The sequence below is a fragment of the Streptomyces sp. GL_141 genome, assembly GCF_057834385.1.
Genome location: NZ_CM174402.1, coordinates 844,050 through 858,038 on the forward strand (window position 1 = coordinate 844,050; position 13,989 = coordinate 858,038).

A 13,989-nucleotide genomic window follows, 5' to 3' on the forward strand; every position below is an offset into this window, starting at 1 on the left:
CATGCGATTCGGGCCGCCCGTGAGGCGGCCCGCTTTCGTGTCACACGTCGCACATGTTCCCGTGGGGGGTACTTCGTCATGTCTTTGCACGCACCCGGTCCGTCGCGGGCCGGCCACGTCCTGCAGTCCCCGCAGTCGCTGGCCACGGCCACGACCGTGCTGTTGTCCGTGGGGGCCGTCGCCGATCTCTTCACGTCCGGGGTCAACCTGTACAGCTGGAACCTGATGAAGAACTTCATCAGCGCTCCCACGCCCGACGACCCCGGCGACCTCGCCACCTCGGAAGCCCTCGGCTTCGCCGACTCCCTCGTCGCCGGTACCAGCCTCATCCGGGGCCTGCTCTACCTGGCCACCATGGCGCTCTTCATCGCCTGGTTCCACCGGGTCCGCTGCAACGGCCAGGTGTTCCGGGCCGATGGTTTCAGCCAGTCCACCGGCTGGGCCATCGGCGGCTGGTTCGTCCCGATCGCGAACGTCTTCCTCCCGTACCGGACGGCTCGGGAGACCTGGGACGCCAGCACGCAGTACGCACCGGACGGCTCCTACCGCCAGGTGTCGGGCGCCCCGGTGGTCGCCTGGTGGGTGGTGTTCGTCGCCGGCCAGGTGCTGGGCCTGGTCGGCTCGTGGAAGCTCCGGGCGTCCTCGACGGCCGAGGAGATCCGCGGCGTCGACCTCTACGCCGCCCTCGCGGACCTGACCACCGCCGTGGCCGCCGTGCTGGCCGTCGTCTTCGTGCGCAAGCTCACCGCCATGCAGCACGTGAAGGCCGTCCAGGGACCGAACGCCGCGGCCTGAGGCGCCCGCGGCCCTACTTCGCTTCCGTCAGGCCGTCCTTGGCCGCGCCGCGGCCGAGGACGGCCTCGGTGATCTCCTCGCGGGCGTTCTCGTAGTCCTCGCGGCCGGGCGACTGGGCGAGGGCGGCGGGGAGGTTCACGACCCGGCCCGCTCCGAGGTCCATCATCTGCGGGAGGAACTCGGCCTTGGTGACCTGCCAGCGCTGCCCGGGGGCGGCCGGCGGGGCGAAGGTGAACCGGCCGATGGAACCGTAGTTGCCGCGCAGGTCCCGTGCACCGCTGTAGTTGAACATCTCGCCGGCGACCTGGTCGCCCATGCCGTAGACGATCCAGGTCCCGTTGACCTTCTCGTACGCCTGCGGGATGTGGGCGTGCGTGCCGAGGATCATGTCCACGTCGGGGCGGCCGCCGGTCTGCGAGGCGGTCAGCGCCTTGCCGAGCGCGAGCTGCTTCTCGTCCGGTTCGGTCTGCCATTCCGTGCCCCAGTGGAGGCTGACGAGGACCACGTCGGCGCCCGCCGTGCGGGCCGCCCGGGAGTCCGCGACGATCTTCTCCTGCTCCATCAGGTTGACCGCCCAGGGCTGGCCCTCGGGCATCGGGTAGCCGTTGGTGTCGTACGTGTACGCGAGGTGCGCGACCTTCGCGGAGCCCGCGGTGTACATCGTCACGGTGCCCGCCTCGGCCGCCGTACGGGCCGAACCCGCGTGCTTCAGACCGACCTTGTCGAACCGGTCGAGGGTGCGCTTCAGACCGGCGCCGCCGCCGTCGAGGGTGTGGTTCGAGGCCGTGGAACAGCCGTCGTACCCGGCGTCCTTGAGGCCGTCGGCGACCTCGGGCGGGGACTGGAAGGCGGGGTAGCCGGTGAACGGGCCGCCGTCCGGCCCGTAGATGGTCTCCATGTGACAGAGCGCCAGGTCGGCGGCCGAGACGATCGGCTTGACCGCGGAGAACATCGGCCGGAAGTCGTGGCCGTCGCCGTCCGCGTCGGAGGCCGCCCGCCGGATCACCGACTCGTGGGGCAGCACGTCGCCGCTCGCGACCAGGGTGAACCCCTTCATCGAGCCGGCGGCGGGGGCCGTGGTCGATCCGGGGGCACCCGAGGGCGCCTGGGCGGACGGGGAGCCGGCGAGGCGGGCCGGCGCGGGGTCCCCGCCGGCGGAGCATCCGGCTACGGCCGACAGCACGACGGCGGTCAGGAGTGCGAGGGCGTGGCGGGTGCGCGCGGTCATCTGTCCCGGCTCTCCTTGATGAGCTCGCTCGACGAGCTTGCTTGATTAGTACGACTACCTGATCTTCTGTCAATCCATAGAAAGAGACGCCTGAAGTCAAGGAACGGCTCCGTCGGCCGGCCGCTCACTCACTCCAATGGCCGTTCGGCGTGCCGTTCGACCGTTCACCGCCCGGCGCGGCCGCCCACCGGATGACCCGGGTGCTTGGGCGCACCGTCCGGACGGGACGGTTCCCGGGCGGCCCGGTGCAGGTCAGGGTGGATCCGTCGACCCCGACCGCCCCCGCACCGACCCCCGGAAGGAGCCTCCCGTGCCCCTTGCCCCCACCCTCCGACGCACCGACCCCGAGGCGCTGGCCGAACTCCAGCGCGAACACGGACGGGCCCTGTTCGGTTTCCTGCTGGGCCTCACGGCCGGGGACTCGCAGCGCGCGGAGGACCTCGTACAGGAGACCCTCCTGCGGCTCTGGCAGCACCCGGAGGTCCTGGGCAGCTCCTACGAGTCCCTGCGGCCCTGGCTGTTCACGGTGGCCCGGCGGCTCGCGATCGACGCCCGGCGGGCGCGCCTGTCCAGGCCCCTGGAGGTCGACCCGGAGGGGCTGGACCAGGCACCCGCGCCGGGGGACGCGGTGGCGGGCTCGGTGACGGCCATAGACGTACGGCGGGCCGTGGGATCGCTGGGCCCGGAACACCGGGACGTGCTGGTGCAGGTCTACTTCCAGGACCGCTCGGTGGCCGAGGCCGCGGCCGAGCTCGGCATTCCGGCGGGGACGGTCAAATCCCGTACGTACTACGCCCTGCGCGCCCTGCGGAAGGGCCTCCAGGGCTACGGATACGGACTCGGCGCCTGAGCACGGGCAGGCCGGTGTCCGGGGGCGTTGTCCGTGCCGGCTGCGAGACTCGGCGGATGCCGCGCTCCACGAACACCGCCGCCATCGCCGCCTATTGGGACACGGCCGCGTCCCGGTTCGACGAGGAGCCGGACCACGGCCTGCACGCCCCGCAGACCCGCGACGCCTGGGCCGGCCTCCTCGGCTCCTGGCTGCCGGCCGGACCGCTCGACGTCCTCGACGTGGGCTGCGGCACCGGGTCGCTGTCCCTGCTGGCCGCCGAAGCCGGACACCGGGTCACCGGCGTGGACCTCTCGGCGCGGATGGTCGGGCACGCCCGGGCGAAACTGGCCGCCGCCGGCCTGACCGGACGGTTCCTGGTCGGCGACGCCGCCGCACCGCCCACCGGCGACCAGCGGTTCGACGTCCTGCTCTCCCGCCACCTGGTGTGGACCCTGCCCGCCCCCGGGGCCGCGCTCGGCGACTGGATCGGCGCCCGGCTGCGTCCCGGCGGCACCCTCGTCCTCGTCGAGGGCCGCTGGCGCGAATCCGGGGAGGGCGCGGCGCCGTACGTACCGGGCGCGGAGACCCTGCCCTGGGCGGGCGGCGTCGGCGCCGACGAACTCGCCGCCGCCGTACGACCGCTCGTCAGCGCCCTGCGCGTGGAGCCCCTCGGAGACCACGCGGCCCTGTGGGGACGGGCGGTGACCGACGAACGCTACGCCGTGATCGCCACGATCTGATCGTCACGGTCCGATCGTCACGGTCCGAGGTACGGCGAACGCGTCAAAGAATGGCCTGAACGCCCGCGAAGCGGACACGAACCGCATCGAAACCGGCAACGGACCGTTCAAGTTGAGTAAACATCCCCCGCTCGGCGAGCCGCGCAAGGAAGGCTCGGCGCTGACGGCGGGAAGACGCGACGCATGCGGGAGAAGGTGGAACGGTGCAGCCCGAGGGTACGAACGGCACCAGTGACGGTGGGCTGGCGGTGCCCATGGCATGGCTCTACGCGGAGTACATCGCCGACGAACTGCTGCGCACGGGCCGGCTGATCCCGGTCAGCACGCTGGAGTTCCGCGCCGGACGCGACACGCTCGCGCTGACCATCTACCTCTCGGACGCCGCCGGCGAACTCTCCGGGATCCGGGTCGTCTCGCAGCTCGACGAGTGGATGTCGCTGACGGCGTACGGTCACCCCTGGCGCGACTGGGTCCACACCCGGTTCCTCGCACTGGGTGAGGAGGCCCGCGAGCGCGGCCGGGGCGAGGACCCCGACCTGGAACTGGCCCGGGCCGCCTGGCGCTGGCTGGACCACACGGAGCTGTTCGCCACCAACCTCGACCCGGGACGCCACGGCCACGCCGACACCCCGCCGGGCCTGGACGAGAACGCCCGGGTCTGGACCCCGGCATGGCAACTCGGCCTGCCGCTGGGGCATTTGGCGATGCACCTGTTCTGAGCGCGAGCGGCCCGCGGCGGCGTGCTGCCCCGGGCCGCCGCTCCGGGCCGCCGCTCCGGGCCGCCGCTGCGGCCCGCTACTCCGACCGGCGCGGTCCCGGCGGCTCCGTCGGGTCGGTGACCAGCCCGGTGAAATCGGCCTCGTTGCGCTCGGCCCGGATCACGTACGCACGGGCGACGCACCACAGCACCGGGTACACCAGCACCCCGAGCACGACCCAGACCAGCGGGCCCGACGCGACCCGCGGGATCAGGAACAGCAGCGGAAGCAGGCCCACCAGGAGGACGAGCGCGGCCAGGGCGGCGAGTCCGGCGCGCAGCTGGCTGCGCATGAGGGCCCGTACGTAGGTGGCGCCCAGGGTGGTCTGCTCGGAGATCTCGGACCGGGCCGGCGCGTGCGCGGGGGGCCTCCTGCGGCTGCCGCGCGGAACCCCGGTGACGACCTCCCGCCGGGGCGGCTGCGCCTGCTGCTCCTCGGCCATGGGCCGGAGTCTAACCGGAGCCGGGCCCGCCGGCCCCCTCCCGGGCAGGGCCCGGTGGCCTACTTCAGCAGCTTCGACAGCCTGCGGTCGGCGAGCGGCTTCCCGCCGGTCTGGCAGGTCGCGCAGTACTGGAGCGAGGAGTCGGCGAAGGAGACCGAACGGACGGTGTCCCCGCACACCGGGCAGGGCTCGCCCGCGCGGCCGTGGACCCGCATCCCGCTCTTCTTCTCGGCCTTGAGCCGTCCGGCGGCCACCCCGTGGGCCCGCTCGACGGCCGTGCGCAGGGTCTCCTCGACGGCCGCGTACAACTGGTCCGCCTGCGCCTCGTCGAAGGAGGCCGCCAGCTTGAAGGGCGAGACCTTGGCGTGGTGCAGGATTTCGTCGCTGTAGGCGTTGCCGATCCCCGCGATGACGCTCTGGTCGCGCAACACGCCCTTGATCTGCCGTCGTTCCCCGGCGAGCAGCGCGCCGAAGGCCTCCCGGTCGAAACCCTCGGCGAGCGGGTCCGGGCCGAGCCGGGCGATGCCCGGGACCTCCTGCGGATCGCGGACCACGTACACGGCGAGCCGCTTCTGGGTCCCGGCCTCGGTGAGGTCGAAGCCGCCACCGCCCTCCAGGACCAGGCGCAGGGCGAGCGGCCCCTTGCCGGGGCGCGGCGGCCGTTCGGGAACGGTGTCGATCCAGCGCAGCCAGCCGGCCCGGGCGAGGTGGGTGACGAGGTGCAGTTCGCCGATGCGCAGGGCGAGGAACTTGCCGTACCGGGCCGTGGCCCCGGCCCGCTGCCCTTCGAGCGCGGTCAGGGGCGGGTCGTACGTCTTGAGCACGCTCACGGCGAGCGGGAGGACGCGCTCGACCACCCGCCCGGCGAGGTGTTCGTCGAGGAACTCCCTCAGGGCCTCGACTTCGGGCAGCTCGGGCATGCCCCCAGCCTGCCGTGGCTCCGGGCGGGGCGCGAGCCGTGGACGGGTCCGTACGGGCTCACGGCATCGTGAACTCGCACCACACGCACTTGCCGCTCCCCCGCGATTCCACGCCCCAGACGTCCGCCAGCCGGTCCACCAGCATGAGGCCGCGTCCCGAGACCCCGGAGTCGCCCGCCTCCCTGCGGCGGGGCAGGGCGCTGGAGCGGTCCTCGACCTCCACGCGGAGCCGGCGTTCGGGGCCGGTCAGGACCCGCAGCGTCACGATGGCGGGACCGTCGGTGTGCATGAGGGCGTTGACGATGAGCTCGTCGGCGACCAGTTCGATCTCGTCGGCCCGGTCCCGCGCGCCCCACGCCCGCACCGCCGCGCCGATCATGTGGCGGGCCGATACGAGGGCCTCCGGGTCGCCGGGCGCCACGTGCTGCTGGAGCCGGCCGCCGGCCTGCTGGACCTCTTCGGCATCGCGGCGGAGCAGCAGCAGCGCCATGTCGTCGTCGCCGCCCCGGTCGTCGACGACCTCGCACAGCCGGTCGGCGAGCAGGGCCAGGTCCGACGGTCCGGTGCGGACGAGGGAGGCGAGGAGCCGGACGCCGTCGTCGAGGTCGGCTCCGGGCTGTTCCACCAGGCCGTCCGTGCACAGCAGAAGCGTTTCCCCGGGTCCCAGCTCGACCGTGGTCACCGGATACTCCAGCAGCCCGAACTCCGCGGACAGCCCCAGTGGCATCCCGCCCTCCAGGGCGAGGCGCTCGCAGCCGCCGTCCCGGGTGCGCAGCAGGGGGTCGATGTGGCCGGCCCGGACCAGTTGCAGCACCCCGGTCGAGAGGTCGGCCTCGGCGTACGTGCAGGTGGCGAAGCGGTCGGTGTCCAGCTCGTGCAGGAAGACGGAGGCCCGGGCCATGACGGTGGCCGGCGAGTGTCCTTCGGCGGCGTAGGCGCGCAGCACGATCCGCAGCTGGCCCATGACCGCCGCGGCGTGCGTGTCGTGGCCCTGGACGTCGCCGATGACCGCGCCGACCCGGCCGCCGGGCAGCGGGATGACGTCGTACCAGTCGCCGCCGATGTCCTGGCCCATCTTGGCCGAGCGGTACCGCACGGCGATCTCGGCGCCCGGCACCGAGGGGATCCGGCGCGGCAGCATGGCCTGCTGGAGCCCTTCCGCCAGATCGTGCTCCTGCTCCAGGAGCATCGCCCGCTGGAGGCTCTGCGCGATGCTGCTGCCGAGCGCGACGAGCAGGTTGCGTTCCTCCTGGGTGAAGCCGTCCTTGTCCTGGTAGAGCAGGCCGATGGCGCCGATCGGGCGGGCCTGGGCGATCAGCGGCAGGTAGGCGGCCGCCGAGATGTGCATGGAGGAGATCTTCGCCCAGAGCCCGGGGTACCCGGCGGCGAACTCGGCGGCGGAGTCCAGGAACCGCGGCTGGAGCGAGCGCACCACCTCGCTCATCGGGTACTGCTCGTCGATGCGGGTGTAGCGGGTGCCGGGGACGAAACTGCCCGCGGGGCCTTCGGCGACGAGGTGGATCCGGCCGGCTTCGACCAGCCCCATCACCATGCCCATGGATCCGAGCCGTTCCAGGCCGTGGGCGTCGCCGAGCGCGTCGATGACGTCCTGGACGGTCCGGGCGTGCGCGAGTGCGGCGGTGGTGCTCTCGACCACGGACGTCTGGCGGCGCCGCTCCTCGTCGAGCCCGAGGCGCTCCGCCGAATGGCTGAGCTCCTCGGTGGCGTCGCGGACGATGCCGATGATCCGGTACGGGCGGCCGTCCGGGCCGCGCATGACGCGGCCCTGGGTGTGCGTCCAGCGCAGCGTGCCGTCGTGGCAGCGGATGCGGAAGTAGGCGCCGTAACTGTCGACCCCGCTCTTGAGGGCCGAGGAGACCAGGGCGTCGAGCCGGGCGCCCTCGGCGGGCGGGACGCGCGGCGAGAGGGAGCCGGGGCGGCCGTCGTACTCCTCGGGGCTCGTGTCGAACACCTCGAGGGCTGCCGAGTCCATGTGCATGAGACCGGTGACCAGGTCCCAGTCGAAACTGCCCATGCGGTTCAGCGAGAGCGACCGGTCCGGATGTGCGGGCCAGTCCTCCGGCAGTGATACGGCGGTCGGCACCGGTCCACCATGACACACGGGCCGGTCAGGCGCTCTCCAGGTACTGGCCGTCGTACGGGGCCGAGGGCTGCTGCTCGGGGACGGAGTAGGGGTCGGCGTACGGGTCCGCGTCGGGGTTCGCGTACGGGTCCGCGTACGGATCGGCGTACGGATCGCTCGGCTGCGGCGAGACCCCGTCGGGGCCCACCAGGGTCCCCGGGTCGCTCGGGGTCTGCCCGGGCAGGTCGGAGGGGATGTCGGTGGGCTGGTCGGTGCCCGGCGGCGGGGCCGTGGGCGGGCCGGAGGGGATGCCGGTCGACGGCCGGCCGGGGGCCGTCTGCGCGTTCGGGTCGCCCGGGGTGCTGGGAGCCGTCTGCGCGGAGCCCGGCGGGCAGTCGGCCGCGTTGGGGGCGGGGCTGCGGCGGGGGCTGGGCGGGCCCGTGGGCGGCTCGGTGCGGGCGAGGCTGTTGCTCTCCGGGGTCCGGCACGGGTCGGCCGGCGCCGTGCCGGGCGGGGTCGCGGGCCCGGTGGGGATCCCGTCGGCCGGGTCGTACGGGGGCGGCGTCCGCGGGGTGCGGTCCTGGGCTCCGTCGTCGCCGGCCGTGCGCTCGATCCAGGTGTTGTCGGCGATGTTGACGATGACCAGGTTGTTGATCACCTGCATGGTCGGCTCGATGACCACGACCTGGGCGGGCTGGTAGCCGCTCCAGGGCTCCCCCTTGAGCACCGGTGCGCCGGGGGCGGCGCGCGGAGCGAGCAGCGGGTTCCCGCAGGCGCAGCGGACGCGGGGCATTCCGTGGTCGTCCACGAGGACGGCGGTGCCGGCCTGGAGGACGGACTGGAAGGCGTTGGGGCCGCCTCCGACGAATCCGTGGTTGGTCACCCGGGTGTCGGCGCGCAGCACGACCGGGGTGAGGCCGCGCAGGAAGTCGGGGATCTTCTCCTGCTCCACCTGGGAGGCCTCGGCGAAGGCGCGCGCCTTGGCGTCGTCAGCGGTCAGCGACTGGACCTGCGCTTCCACGTCGCAGCTGCCGAGCCGCTGGGTTCCGCCGTACAGGCCGGGGGTGGCCGCGTTGACGGTGCGGATGCCCTGTCCGGTCGCGTTGGGCAGCGGCGGCTGGACGGGGGCGGATTCGGCGGTGGCGGAGGAGGAGGTGAAGGGGTCGGGGCCCGCCGAGGCCACGGGCTGGAGGTGGACGTCCTGGCTCTCGGCGGCGGGGCCCTTGGTCCGTCCCTCTTCGCCGGTGGCCCCGCAGGCCGCGGCGAGGAGTCCGAGGACGGTGAAGAGGGCCGCACGGGCCGGTGCGTGACGACGCGGCGCCTGACGGGGTGTCGGTGCGTACACGTTGCATCTCCCTTTTCGCCCCGGTTGCTCCCTCTTGTCTGCCGTATGTACGGGGTGCCCGCAACCGGAGATCACGCACCAGACGCTCTCTTGAACATGTTCAAGAGAGCGTCTAGGCTCACGACCGTGAGTTGAACGCGTTCAAGGCGTTCGTTCCCGGAGGGGGATCCGCGGTGACCGTGCTGGTGAATCTGATCGTCGCCCTGGGCATGCTCTACGTCGTCCCGGCCGGCCTGCGCCTGATCGATCCGGTCCGGTTCGGCCGGACGGCCCGGCTCTGGCCGCTGTTCGCGGCTCCCGGAGCGGTCTGTCTGTGGCTGCCCCGGGGAGCCCCGGCCACGGCGCTCGCCTCGGTCTACGCCGCGGCCACGCTGGCCCTGGCGCTACGGGCCGTGGTCCCGGCGGTACGGGCGGCGCCCCGGCGGATTCCCGGCCCCGCCGAGGTGGCGGTGCTCACCGCCCTGGTGGCGCCCTCGGTCGCCGGGACCGCCCTGGTCGCCGAACGCGCCGGGCACCGGCTCTTCGGCTTCGGCCTCGACATCCTGGCCCTGACCGTGCCGCACTTCCACTTCGCCGGTTTCGCCGCCGCCCTGATCGCCGGGCTGGTGTGCCGGGCCTCCGCCGCCGGAGCCCTCGCGCGCTGGGCGGCGTACAGCGTCCCGGCCGGGACCGCGCTCGTGCTCCTCGGCTACTTCATCGACGACTGGGCCGAGCTGGTCGGTGCGGTGACGCTGACCGGCGGCATGTGGGCGGTGGCCCTGCTGACCTGGCGGGACGTCCGCCCCGGGGCCCGCGGCCGGGACCGGGTCACCGGTGCGCTCCTCGCGGGCTCGGCGGTCGTCCTGGTGGCCACCATGCTGCTCGCCCTGTGGTGGGCGCTCGGCGAGGCCACCGGGATCGTGCACCCCACCCTGACCTGGATGGCCGCGACCCACGGCCTCGGCAACGCCCTCGGCTTCGGCCTGTGCTCACTGCTGGCCTGGCGGCGCCTGACCGCACCGGCCACTCCGCCTGCACCGGCCGCTCCGCCCGCACCCGCCGGCGCCGCACCCGCCGCCCTGCCCGACCGAACGGAGATCCCGGCATGACCCGCCTCATCAGCGAAGGCCGCAGCACCTTCAACTACCCCGACCGCGGCGCCCTCGCCCGGCGGCCGCTGCCCGCCGGGTACAACATCACCCACCACCGCACCCGGATCGGGCACGGGCAGGCAGCCCTGAACGCCGCCGGGGCCGCCCTCACCACCTTCCGCGCCCACCGCGCCTCGGGCATGCTCGTCACGGCCGGAGCGTTCCCCGTCCGGCCCGGCGACCGGGTCGTGGTCGGGATCGGCTTCGGCCCGGTGCGGATCGACGCCCCGTGCGAGGTGATCTGGACCGCGTACGAGCCCCGGCGGACCGGTTTCGCGTACGGGACGCTGACCGGGCACCCCGAGTGCGGCGAGGAGTCCTTCGTGGTGGACATGGAGCCGGACGGCTCGGTGTGGTTCGAGGTGACCGCCTTCAGCCGCCCGGGGAGCTGGTACACCCGGCTGGCGGGCCCGGTCGTCCCCTTCCTCCAGCAGGCCTACGCCCGGCGGCTCGGGCGGTACGTGCGGCGGCTCGCCACGGGCGACCGACCGGCCCGATACTGGAGGGGATGGACTGGTTCACGGCGCCCGGATACTGGCTGGGGCGGCTGATCTTCCAGCGGGCCCTGGCCGGTGTCTACCTCGTCGCCTTCGCCGGGGCCGCCCTGCAGTTCCGGGCACTGATCGGGGCGCACGGCATGCTGCCCGTACCGCGCCACCTGCGGTACGTGCCCTTCCGGCGCGCCCCCAGCCTGTTCCACCTGCACTACTCCGACCGGTTCTTCGCCGTCTGCGCCTGGACCGGGGCGGCCTTGGCGGCGGCGCTCGCCGCGGGGGCCGGGGACGCGGTGCCGCTGGGCGCGGCGATGGCGATGTGGGCGCTGCTGTGGCTGCTGTACCTGTCGATCGTGAACGTGGGGCAGACCTGGTACTCCTTCGGCTGGGAGTCGCTGCTGCTGGAGGTCGGCTTCCTGGCCGTCTTCCTCGGCAACGCGCGGGCCGGACCGCCGGTGCTGGTGCTGTGGCTGCTGCGCTGGGTGGTCTTCCGGGTGGAGTTCGGCGCGGGGCTCATCAAGATGCGGGGCGACCCCTGCTGGCGCCGGCTCACCTGCCTGTACTTCCATCACGAGACGCAGCCGATGCCCGGCCCGCTGAGCTGGTTCTTCCACCATCTGCCGAAGCCGCTGCACCGGGTGGAGTGCGCCGCCAACCACGTGACCCAACTGCTCGTGCCCGTCCTGCTGTTCACCCCGCAGCCGGTGGCCTCGTACGCCGCCGGGACCATCGTGGCGACCCAGCTGTGGCTGGTGCTGTCGGGGAACTTCGCCTGGCTGAACTGGATCACGATCACGGCGGCCCTGCCGGCCATCGACTTCGGCGCGCTCACGGGCGCCCCGCCGCCGGCCGCCTCCCGGCAGGGGCCGCTCTGGTACGTGGTGCTGGTGTGCGCCCTGACCGCGCTGGTGCTCGTGCTGAGCCGGCATCCGGTGGCCAACATGATCTCGCGCGGCCAGGTCATGAACCGGTCCTTCGACCCCCTCCACCTGGTCAACACCTACGGGGCGTTCGGCACGGTGGGCCGGATCCGCGAGGAAGTGGTGGTGGAGGGAACCGCGGACCGGCAACCCCGGGAGGACGGGGCTTGGCGGGAGTACGGCTTCAGGGGCAAGCCGGGCGACGTGCGCCGGATCCCGCGCCAGTTCGCCCCGTACCACCTGCGCCTCGACTGGCTCATGTGGTTCGCGGCGCTCTCCCCCGGCTACGCCCGCGACTGGTTCGGGCCGTTCGTGGAGCGGCTGCTGGCGGGCGACCGGGACACCCTGAAGCTGCTCCGGTACAACCCCTTCCCGGACGAGCCGCCGCGCTACGTGCGGGCGCGGCTGTACCGCTACCGGTTCACCACGTGGCGGGAGCTGCGCGAGACGGGCGCGTGGTGGCACCGCACGCTGGTGCGCGAGTACCTGCCGCCGACCCGGCTGGAGGACGCCTCGTGGAACCGCCGCTAAGAACCGGCGCGCCAGACCTTCACTTCCAACGAGCAGAAGGCGTCGAACGTGGAGCTCGCGCCCTTCGGGACGACGGCCGGAGCGGAGGGCGTGGCGGACGTCTGCGGTGACGTGCTGGGCTCCGCGGCCACGGGGCTCCCGGAGGGGGTGGCCGTCACCGTGACCGTCGCCCGGACGGTCTCCGTCATCCGGGTGGCGGTCGGCGAGTTCACCAGGGTGGGGAGCCCCAGGAATCCCAGCAGCAACCCTGCGAGACCGGTCAGGGCGGTGACCAGAGCCGCCCATTCGCCGAGTCTCAGCAGGGAGTTCGACGTGGTGGGCTGCGGCGGGTCGTCCGGGGATGCGGTGGGTGCGGACGCGGGTGGAACGGGCGCGGACGCGGCGGACCCGGGTGGAGCGGGCGCCGGTGGAGCGGGGCGTGCCCCCGGCTGGTCGCGCGGCGCCGTCGGCGCGGGCCTGGCCTCATCCCCCGGTGGTGTGTCGGTACCCATCTCTTCTCCCCCCCCCCGTTTCCGGGAAGGGCCGTTGCCCGAGCGGCCGTCGGGCCGGCTCGTCCGAGCGAGGTGGGCCGGTCAGAGCCCCAGGAGCGCCGCCTCCTGTTCCGCGGTCATGCCCGGGGAGGGCCGGTCGGGGCGCTGCGGTGCGACCCCGCCGAGCTCCTGGAGCCAGGTCCAGGTGTCGGCGACGGTCTCCTCGACCGGGCGGCACTTCAGGCCCGCCGCGAGCGCCTTGGTCACGTCCCCGCCGTACATGTAGTCGTGCATCTCGCCCTCCGGCATCCAGGCCGGCAGGTCGGTCCAGGGCTGTACGCCCGCCTCTTCTATCCGGGCGGGATCGGTCCAGCGGAGCTCGGCGCCGCCGCCGGTCACCTTCGCGCAGGCTTCCAGGAAGCTGCCCATCGTGGCGTGGCCGGTCGGGGAGACCAGGTTGTAGGGGCCGCCGTGTCCGGCTTCGGCGGCGTCCAGGGTCCAGTGCGCGAGATCGCGTACGTCCACGTACTGGAGCGGGAGGTCACGCGGCCCGGGGGCGGGCAGCGGGCCGCCGCGCGCCGCGCGGTTCAGCCACCAGGGCAGCCGGCCCACGTTCTCGTACGGGCCGAGGATGAGCCCGGCGCGCACCAGCAGGGCACGATCGCCGAAGGCGTCCACGGCGGCGATCTCGGCGCCGCGCTTGTCCTCGGCGTAGGCGACGGAGTCCGCGTCGGGCGAGCCGTCGACGAGCGGGCCGTCCTCACCCATGCCCGCCGGGGCGGGGTACGCGTGCACCGAGCGGCTGGATATGTACGCGTACCGGCCCACCCGGCCGGCCAGCAGGCGGGCACTGTCGCGCACGGCGGTGGGGGCGCCGCCCCAGGTGTCGACGACGAGGTCCCACTCCCCTTCGGCGAGGGCGTCCAGGCCTCCGGGGGCGGTGCGGTCCCCGTGCACGGCGGTGGTGCCGGGCGGGGGCGCGTGGTGCCCGCGGTGGAAGACGGTGACCTCCCAGCCGCGGTCGAGGGCGTCTTCGGTGATCGCGCGCCCGACGAATTCGGTTCCACCCAGCATCAGTAGCTTCATGCAGGTCAGCCTGCCCGGGGGCGGGGGTGCGTGGAACCCTTGATCGCCCACAGCGATGACGCCCACGGCGTACCGGTCGCGGGAACTTCCGGGCCCCCTCGGGCGTGGTCGAGAACCTCACGGGCGGCGACCGGCATCCTCGCCCTGCTGCAGTACCTGATCGAGCGCCGCAAGCACCGACCACCACATGCCGCCGCCCGCCGTCCCGGGGCAAT

Annotated in this window: 14 protein-coding genes; 7 read left to right on the forward strand and 7 right to left on the reverse strand. The window is 73.6% G+C overall.

Going from position 1 to position 13,989, the window contains the following annotated elements; translation table 11 throughout:
• Window positions 1-78 precede the first annotated feature (78 nt).
• Complete coding sequence (locus AC3IX6_RS03655) at window positions 79-795, forward strand: DUF4328 domain-containing protein (protein WP_489368763.1); 717 nt, start codon at window positions 79-81, stop codon at window positions 793-795.
• 13 nt (window positions 796-808) lie between these two features.
• On the opposite strand, the gene AC3IX6_RS03660 is transcribed toward AC3IX6_RS03655, so the two are convergent.
• On the reverse strand, window positions 809-2,023 hold the full coding sequence (locus tag AC3IX6_RS03660; protein WP_489368764.1) for a CapA family protein: 1,215 nt from the start codon (window positions 2,021-2,023) through the stop codon (window positions 809-811).
• 310 nt (window positions 2,024-2,333) lie between these two features.
• Between AC3IX6_RS03660 and AC3IX6_RS03665 the strand changes: the two genes are divergently transcribed.
• The 3 genes from AC3IX6_RS03665 to AC3IX6_RS03675 all read left to right on the forward strand — a co-directional run bounded on the left by AC3IX6_RS03665 (window position 2,334) and on the right by AC3IX6_RS03675 (window position 4,314).
• Window positions 2,334-2,873, forward strand: coding sequence for a sigma-70 family RNA polymerase sigma factor (locus AC3IX6_RS03665; protein WP_489368765.1), 540 nt, complete (start codon window positions 2,334-2,336; stop codon window positions 2,871-2,873).
• 56 nt (window positions 2,874-2,929) lie between these two features.
• Entirely contained in the window at window positions 2,930-3,595 is a 666-nt protein-coding gene (locus AC3IX6_RS03670) for a class I SAM-dependent methyltransferase (protein ID WP_489368766.1), read from the forward strand.
• Window positions 3,596-3,849: 254 nt separating this feature from the next.
• Window positions 3,850-4,314, forward strand: a complete 465-nt coding sequence (locus tag AC3IX6_RS03675) for a hypothetical protein (protein WP_243341408.1) — start codon at window positions 3,850-3,852, stop codon at window positions 4,312-4,314.
• Window positions 4,315-4,390: 76 nt separating this feature from the next.
• Here AC3IX6_RS03675 and AC3IX6_RS03680 read toward each other — a convergent pair whose 3' ends face one another.
• Genes AC3IX6_RS03680 through AC3IX6_RS03695 form a run of 4 tightly spaced genes read right to left on the reverse strand, consistent with a single transcriptional unit; the run spans window position 4,391 to window position 9,143 of the window.
• Window positions 4,391-4,795, reverse strand: a complete 405-nt coding sequence (locus AC3IX6_RS03680; protein ID WP_489368767.1) for a hypothetical protein — start codon at window positions 4,793-4,795, stop codon at window positions 4,391-4,393.
• A 59-nt stretch (window positions 4,796-4,854) separates the two neighbouring features.
• Entirely contained in the window at window positions 4,855-5,715 is an 861-nt protein-coding gene (locus tag AC3IX6_RS03685) for an Fpg/Nei family DNA glycosylase (protein ID WP_489368768.1), read from the reverse strand.
• 58 nt (window positions 5,716-5,773) lie between these two features.
• Window positions 5,774-7,837: a SpoIIE family protein phosphatase gene (locus AC3IX6_RS03690; protein WP_489368769.1), complete on the reverse strand. Its 2,064-nt coding sequence runs from the start codon at window positions 7,835-7,837 to the stop codon at window positions 5,774-5,776.
• 7 nt (window positions 7,838-7,844) lie between these two features.
• The gene (locus AC3IX6_RS03695) at window positions 7,845-9,143 is read right to left on the reverse strand and encodes a DUF6777 domain-containing protein (RefSeq protein ID WP_489368770.1); all 1,299 of its coding nucleotides are present in this window, start codon (window positions 9,141-9,143) and stop codon (window positions 7,845-7,847) included.
• Between the two features lie 173 nt (window positions 9,144-9,316).
• Here AC3IX6_RS03695 and AC3IX6_RS03700 point away from each other — a divergent pair, with 173 nt between their 5' ends.
• The 3 genes from AC3IX6_RS03700 to AC3IX6_RS03710 are packed head-to-tail and all read left to right on the forward strand — an operon-like array spanning window position 9,317 to window position 12,218.
• The gene (locus AC3IX6_RS03700) at window positions 9,317-10,231 is read left to right on the forward strand and encodes a YndJ family protein (protein ID WP_489368771.1); all 915 of its coding nucleotides are present in this window, start codon (window positions 9,317-9,319) and stop codon (window positions 10,229-10,231) included.
• Window positions 10,228-10,824, forward strand: a complete 597-nt coding sequence (locus AC3IX6_RS03705; protein ID WP_489368772.1) for a DUF1990 domain-containing protein — start codon at window positions 10,228-10,230, stop codon at window positions 10,822-10,824. The genes AC3IX6_RS03700 and AC3IX6_RS03705 overlap by 4 nt, the downstream gene beginning before the upstream one ends.
• Entirely contained in the window at window positions 10,782-12,218 is a 1,437-nt protein-coding gene (locus tag AC3IX6_RS03710; protein ID WP_489368774.1) for a lipase maturation factor family protein, read from the forward strand. Before AC3IX6_RS03705 ends, AC3IX6_RS03710 begins: the two co-directional genes overlap by 43 nt.
• Here AC3IX6_RS03710 and AC3IX6_RS03715 read toward each other — a convergent pair.
• Window positions 12,215-12,709 carry a hypothetical protein gene (locus AC3IX6_RS03715; RefSeq protein ID WP_489368775.1) on the reverse strand — a complete coding sequence of 165 codons (495 nt, stop codon included), beginning with the start codon at window positions 12,707-12,709 and terminating at the stop codon, window positions 12,215-12,217. The genes AC3IX6_RS03710 and AC3IX6_RS03715 overlap by 4 nt on opposite strands.
• An 81-nt stretch (window positions 12,710-12,790) precedes the next feature.
• The gene (locus AC3IX6_RS03720; protein ID WP_489368777.1) at window positions 12,791-13,774 is read right to left on the reverse strand and encodes an NAD-dependent epimerase/dehydratase family protein; all 984 of its coding nucleotides are present in this window, start codon (window positions 13,772-13,774) and stop codon (window positions 12,791-12,793) included.
• Window positions 13,775-13,989: the final 215 nt, after the last annotated feature.

Bases quoted from the DNA above. Each gene is read 5' to 3' on its own strand.
- AC3IX6_RS03710 (WP_489368774.1), top strand. From the start codon at position 10,782: ATGGACTGGTTCACGGCGCCCGGATACTGGCTGGGGCGGCTGATCTTC.
- AC3IX6_RS03715 (WP_489368775.1), bottom strand. From the start codon at position 12,709: ATGGGTACCGACACACCACCGGGGGATGAGGCCAGGCCCGCGCCGACG.
- AC3IX6_RS03720 (WP_489368777.1), bottom strand. From the start codon at position 13,774: ATGAAGCTACTGATGCTGGGTGGAACCGAATTCGTCGGGCGCGCGATC.
- AC3IX6_RS03675 (WP_243341408.1), top strand. From the start codon at position 3,850: ATGGCATGGCTCTACGCGGAGTACATCGCCGACGAACTGCTGCGCACG.
- AC3IX6_RS03670 (WP_489368766.1), top strand. From the start codon at position 2,930: ATGCCGCGCTCCACGAACACCGCCGCCATCGCCGCCTATTGGGACACG.
- AC3IX6_RS03705 (WP_489368772.1), top strand. From the start codon at position 10,228: ATGACCCGCCTCATCAGCGAAGGCCGCAGCACCTTCAACTACCCCGAC.
- AC3IX6_RS03655 (WP_489368763.1), top strand. From the start codon at position 79: ATGTCTTTGCACGCACCCGGTCCGTCGCGGGCCGGCCACGTCCTGCAG.
- AC3IX6_RS03680 (WP_489368767.1), bottom strand. From the start codon at position 4,795: ATGGCCGAGGAGCAGCAGGCGCAGCCGCCCCGGCGGGAGGTCGTCACC.
- AC3IX6_RS03660 (WP_489368764.1), bottom strand. From the start codon at position 2,023: ATGACCGCGCGCACCCGCCACGCCCTCGCACTCCTGACCGCCGTCGTG.
- AC3IX6_RS03685 (WP_489368768.1), bottom strand. From the start codon at position 5,715: ATGCCCGAGCTGCCCGAAGTCGAGGCCCTGAGGGAGTTCCTCGACGAA.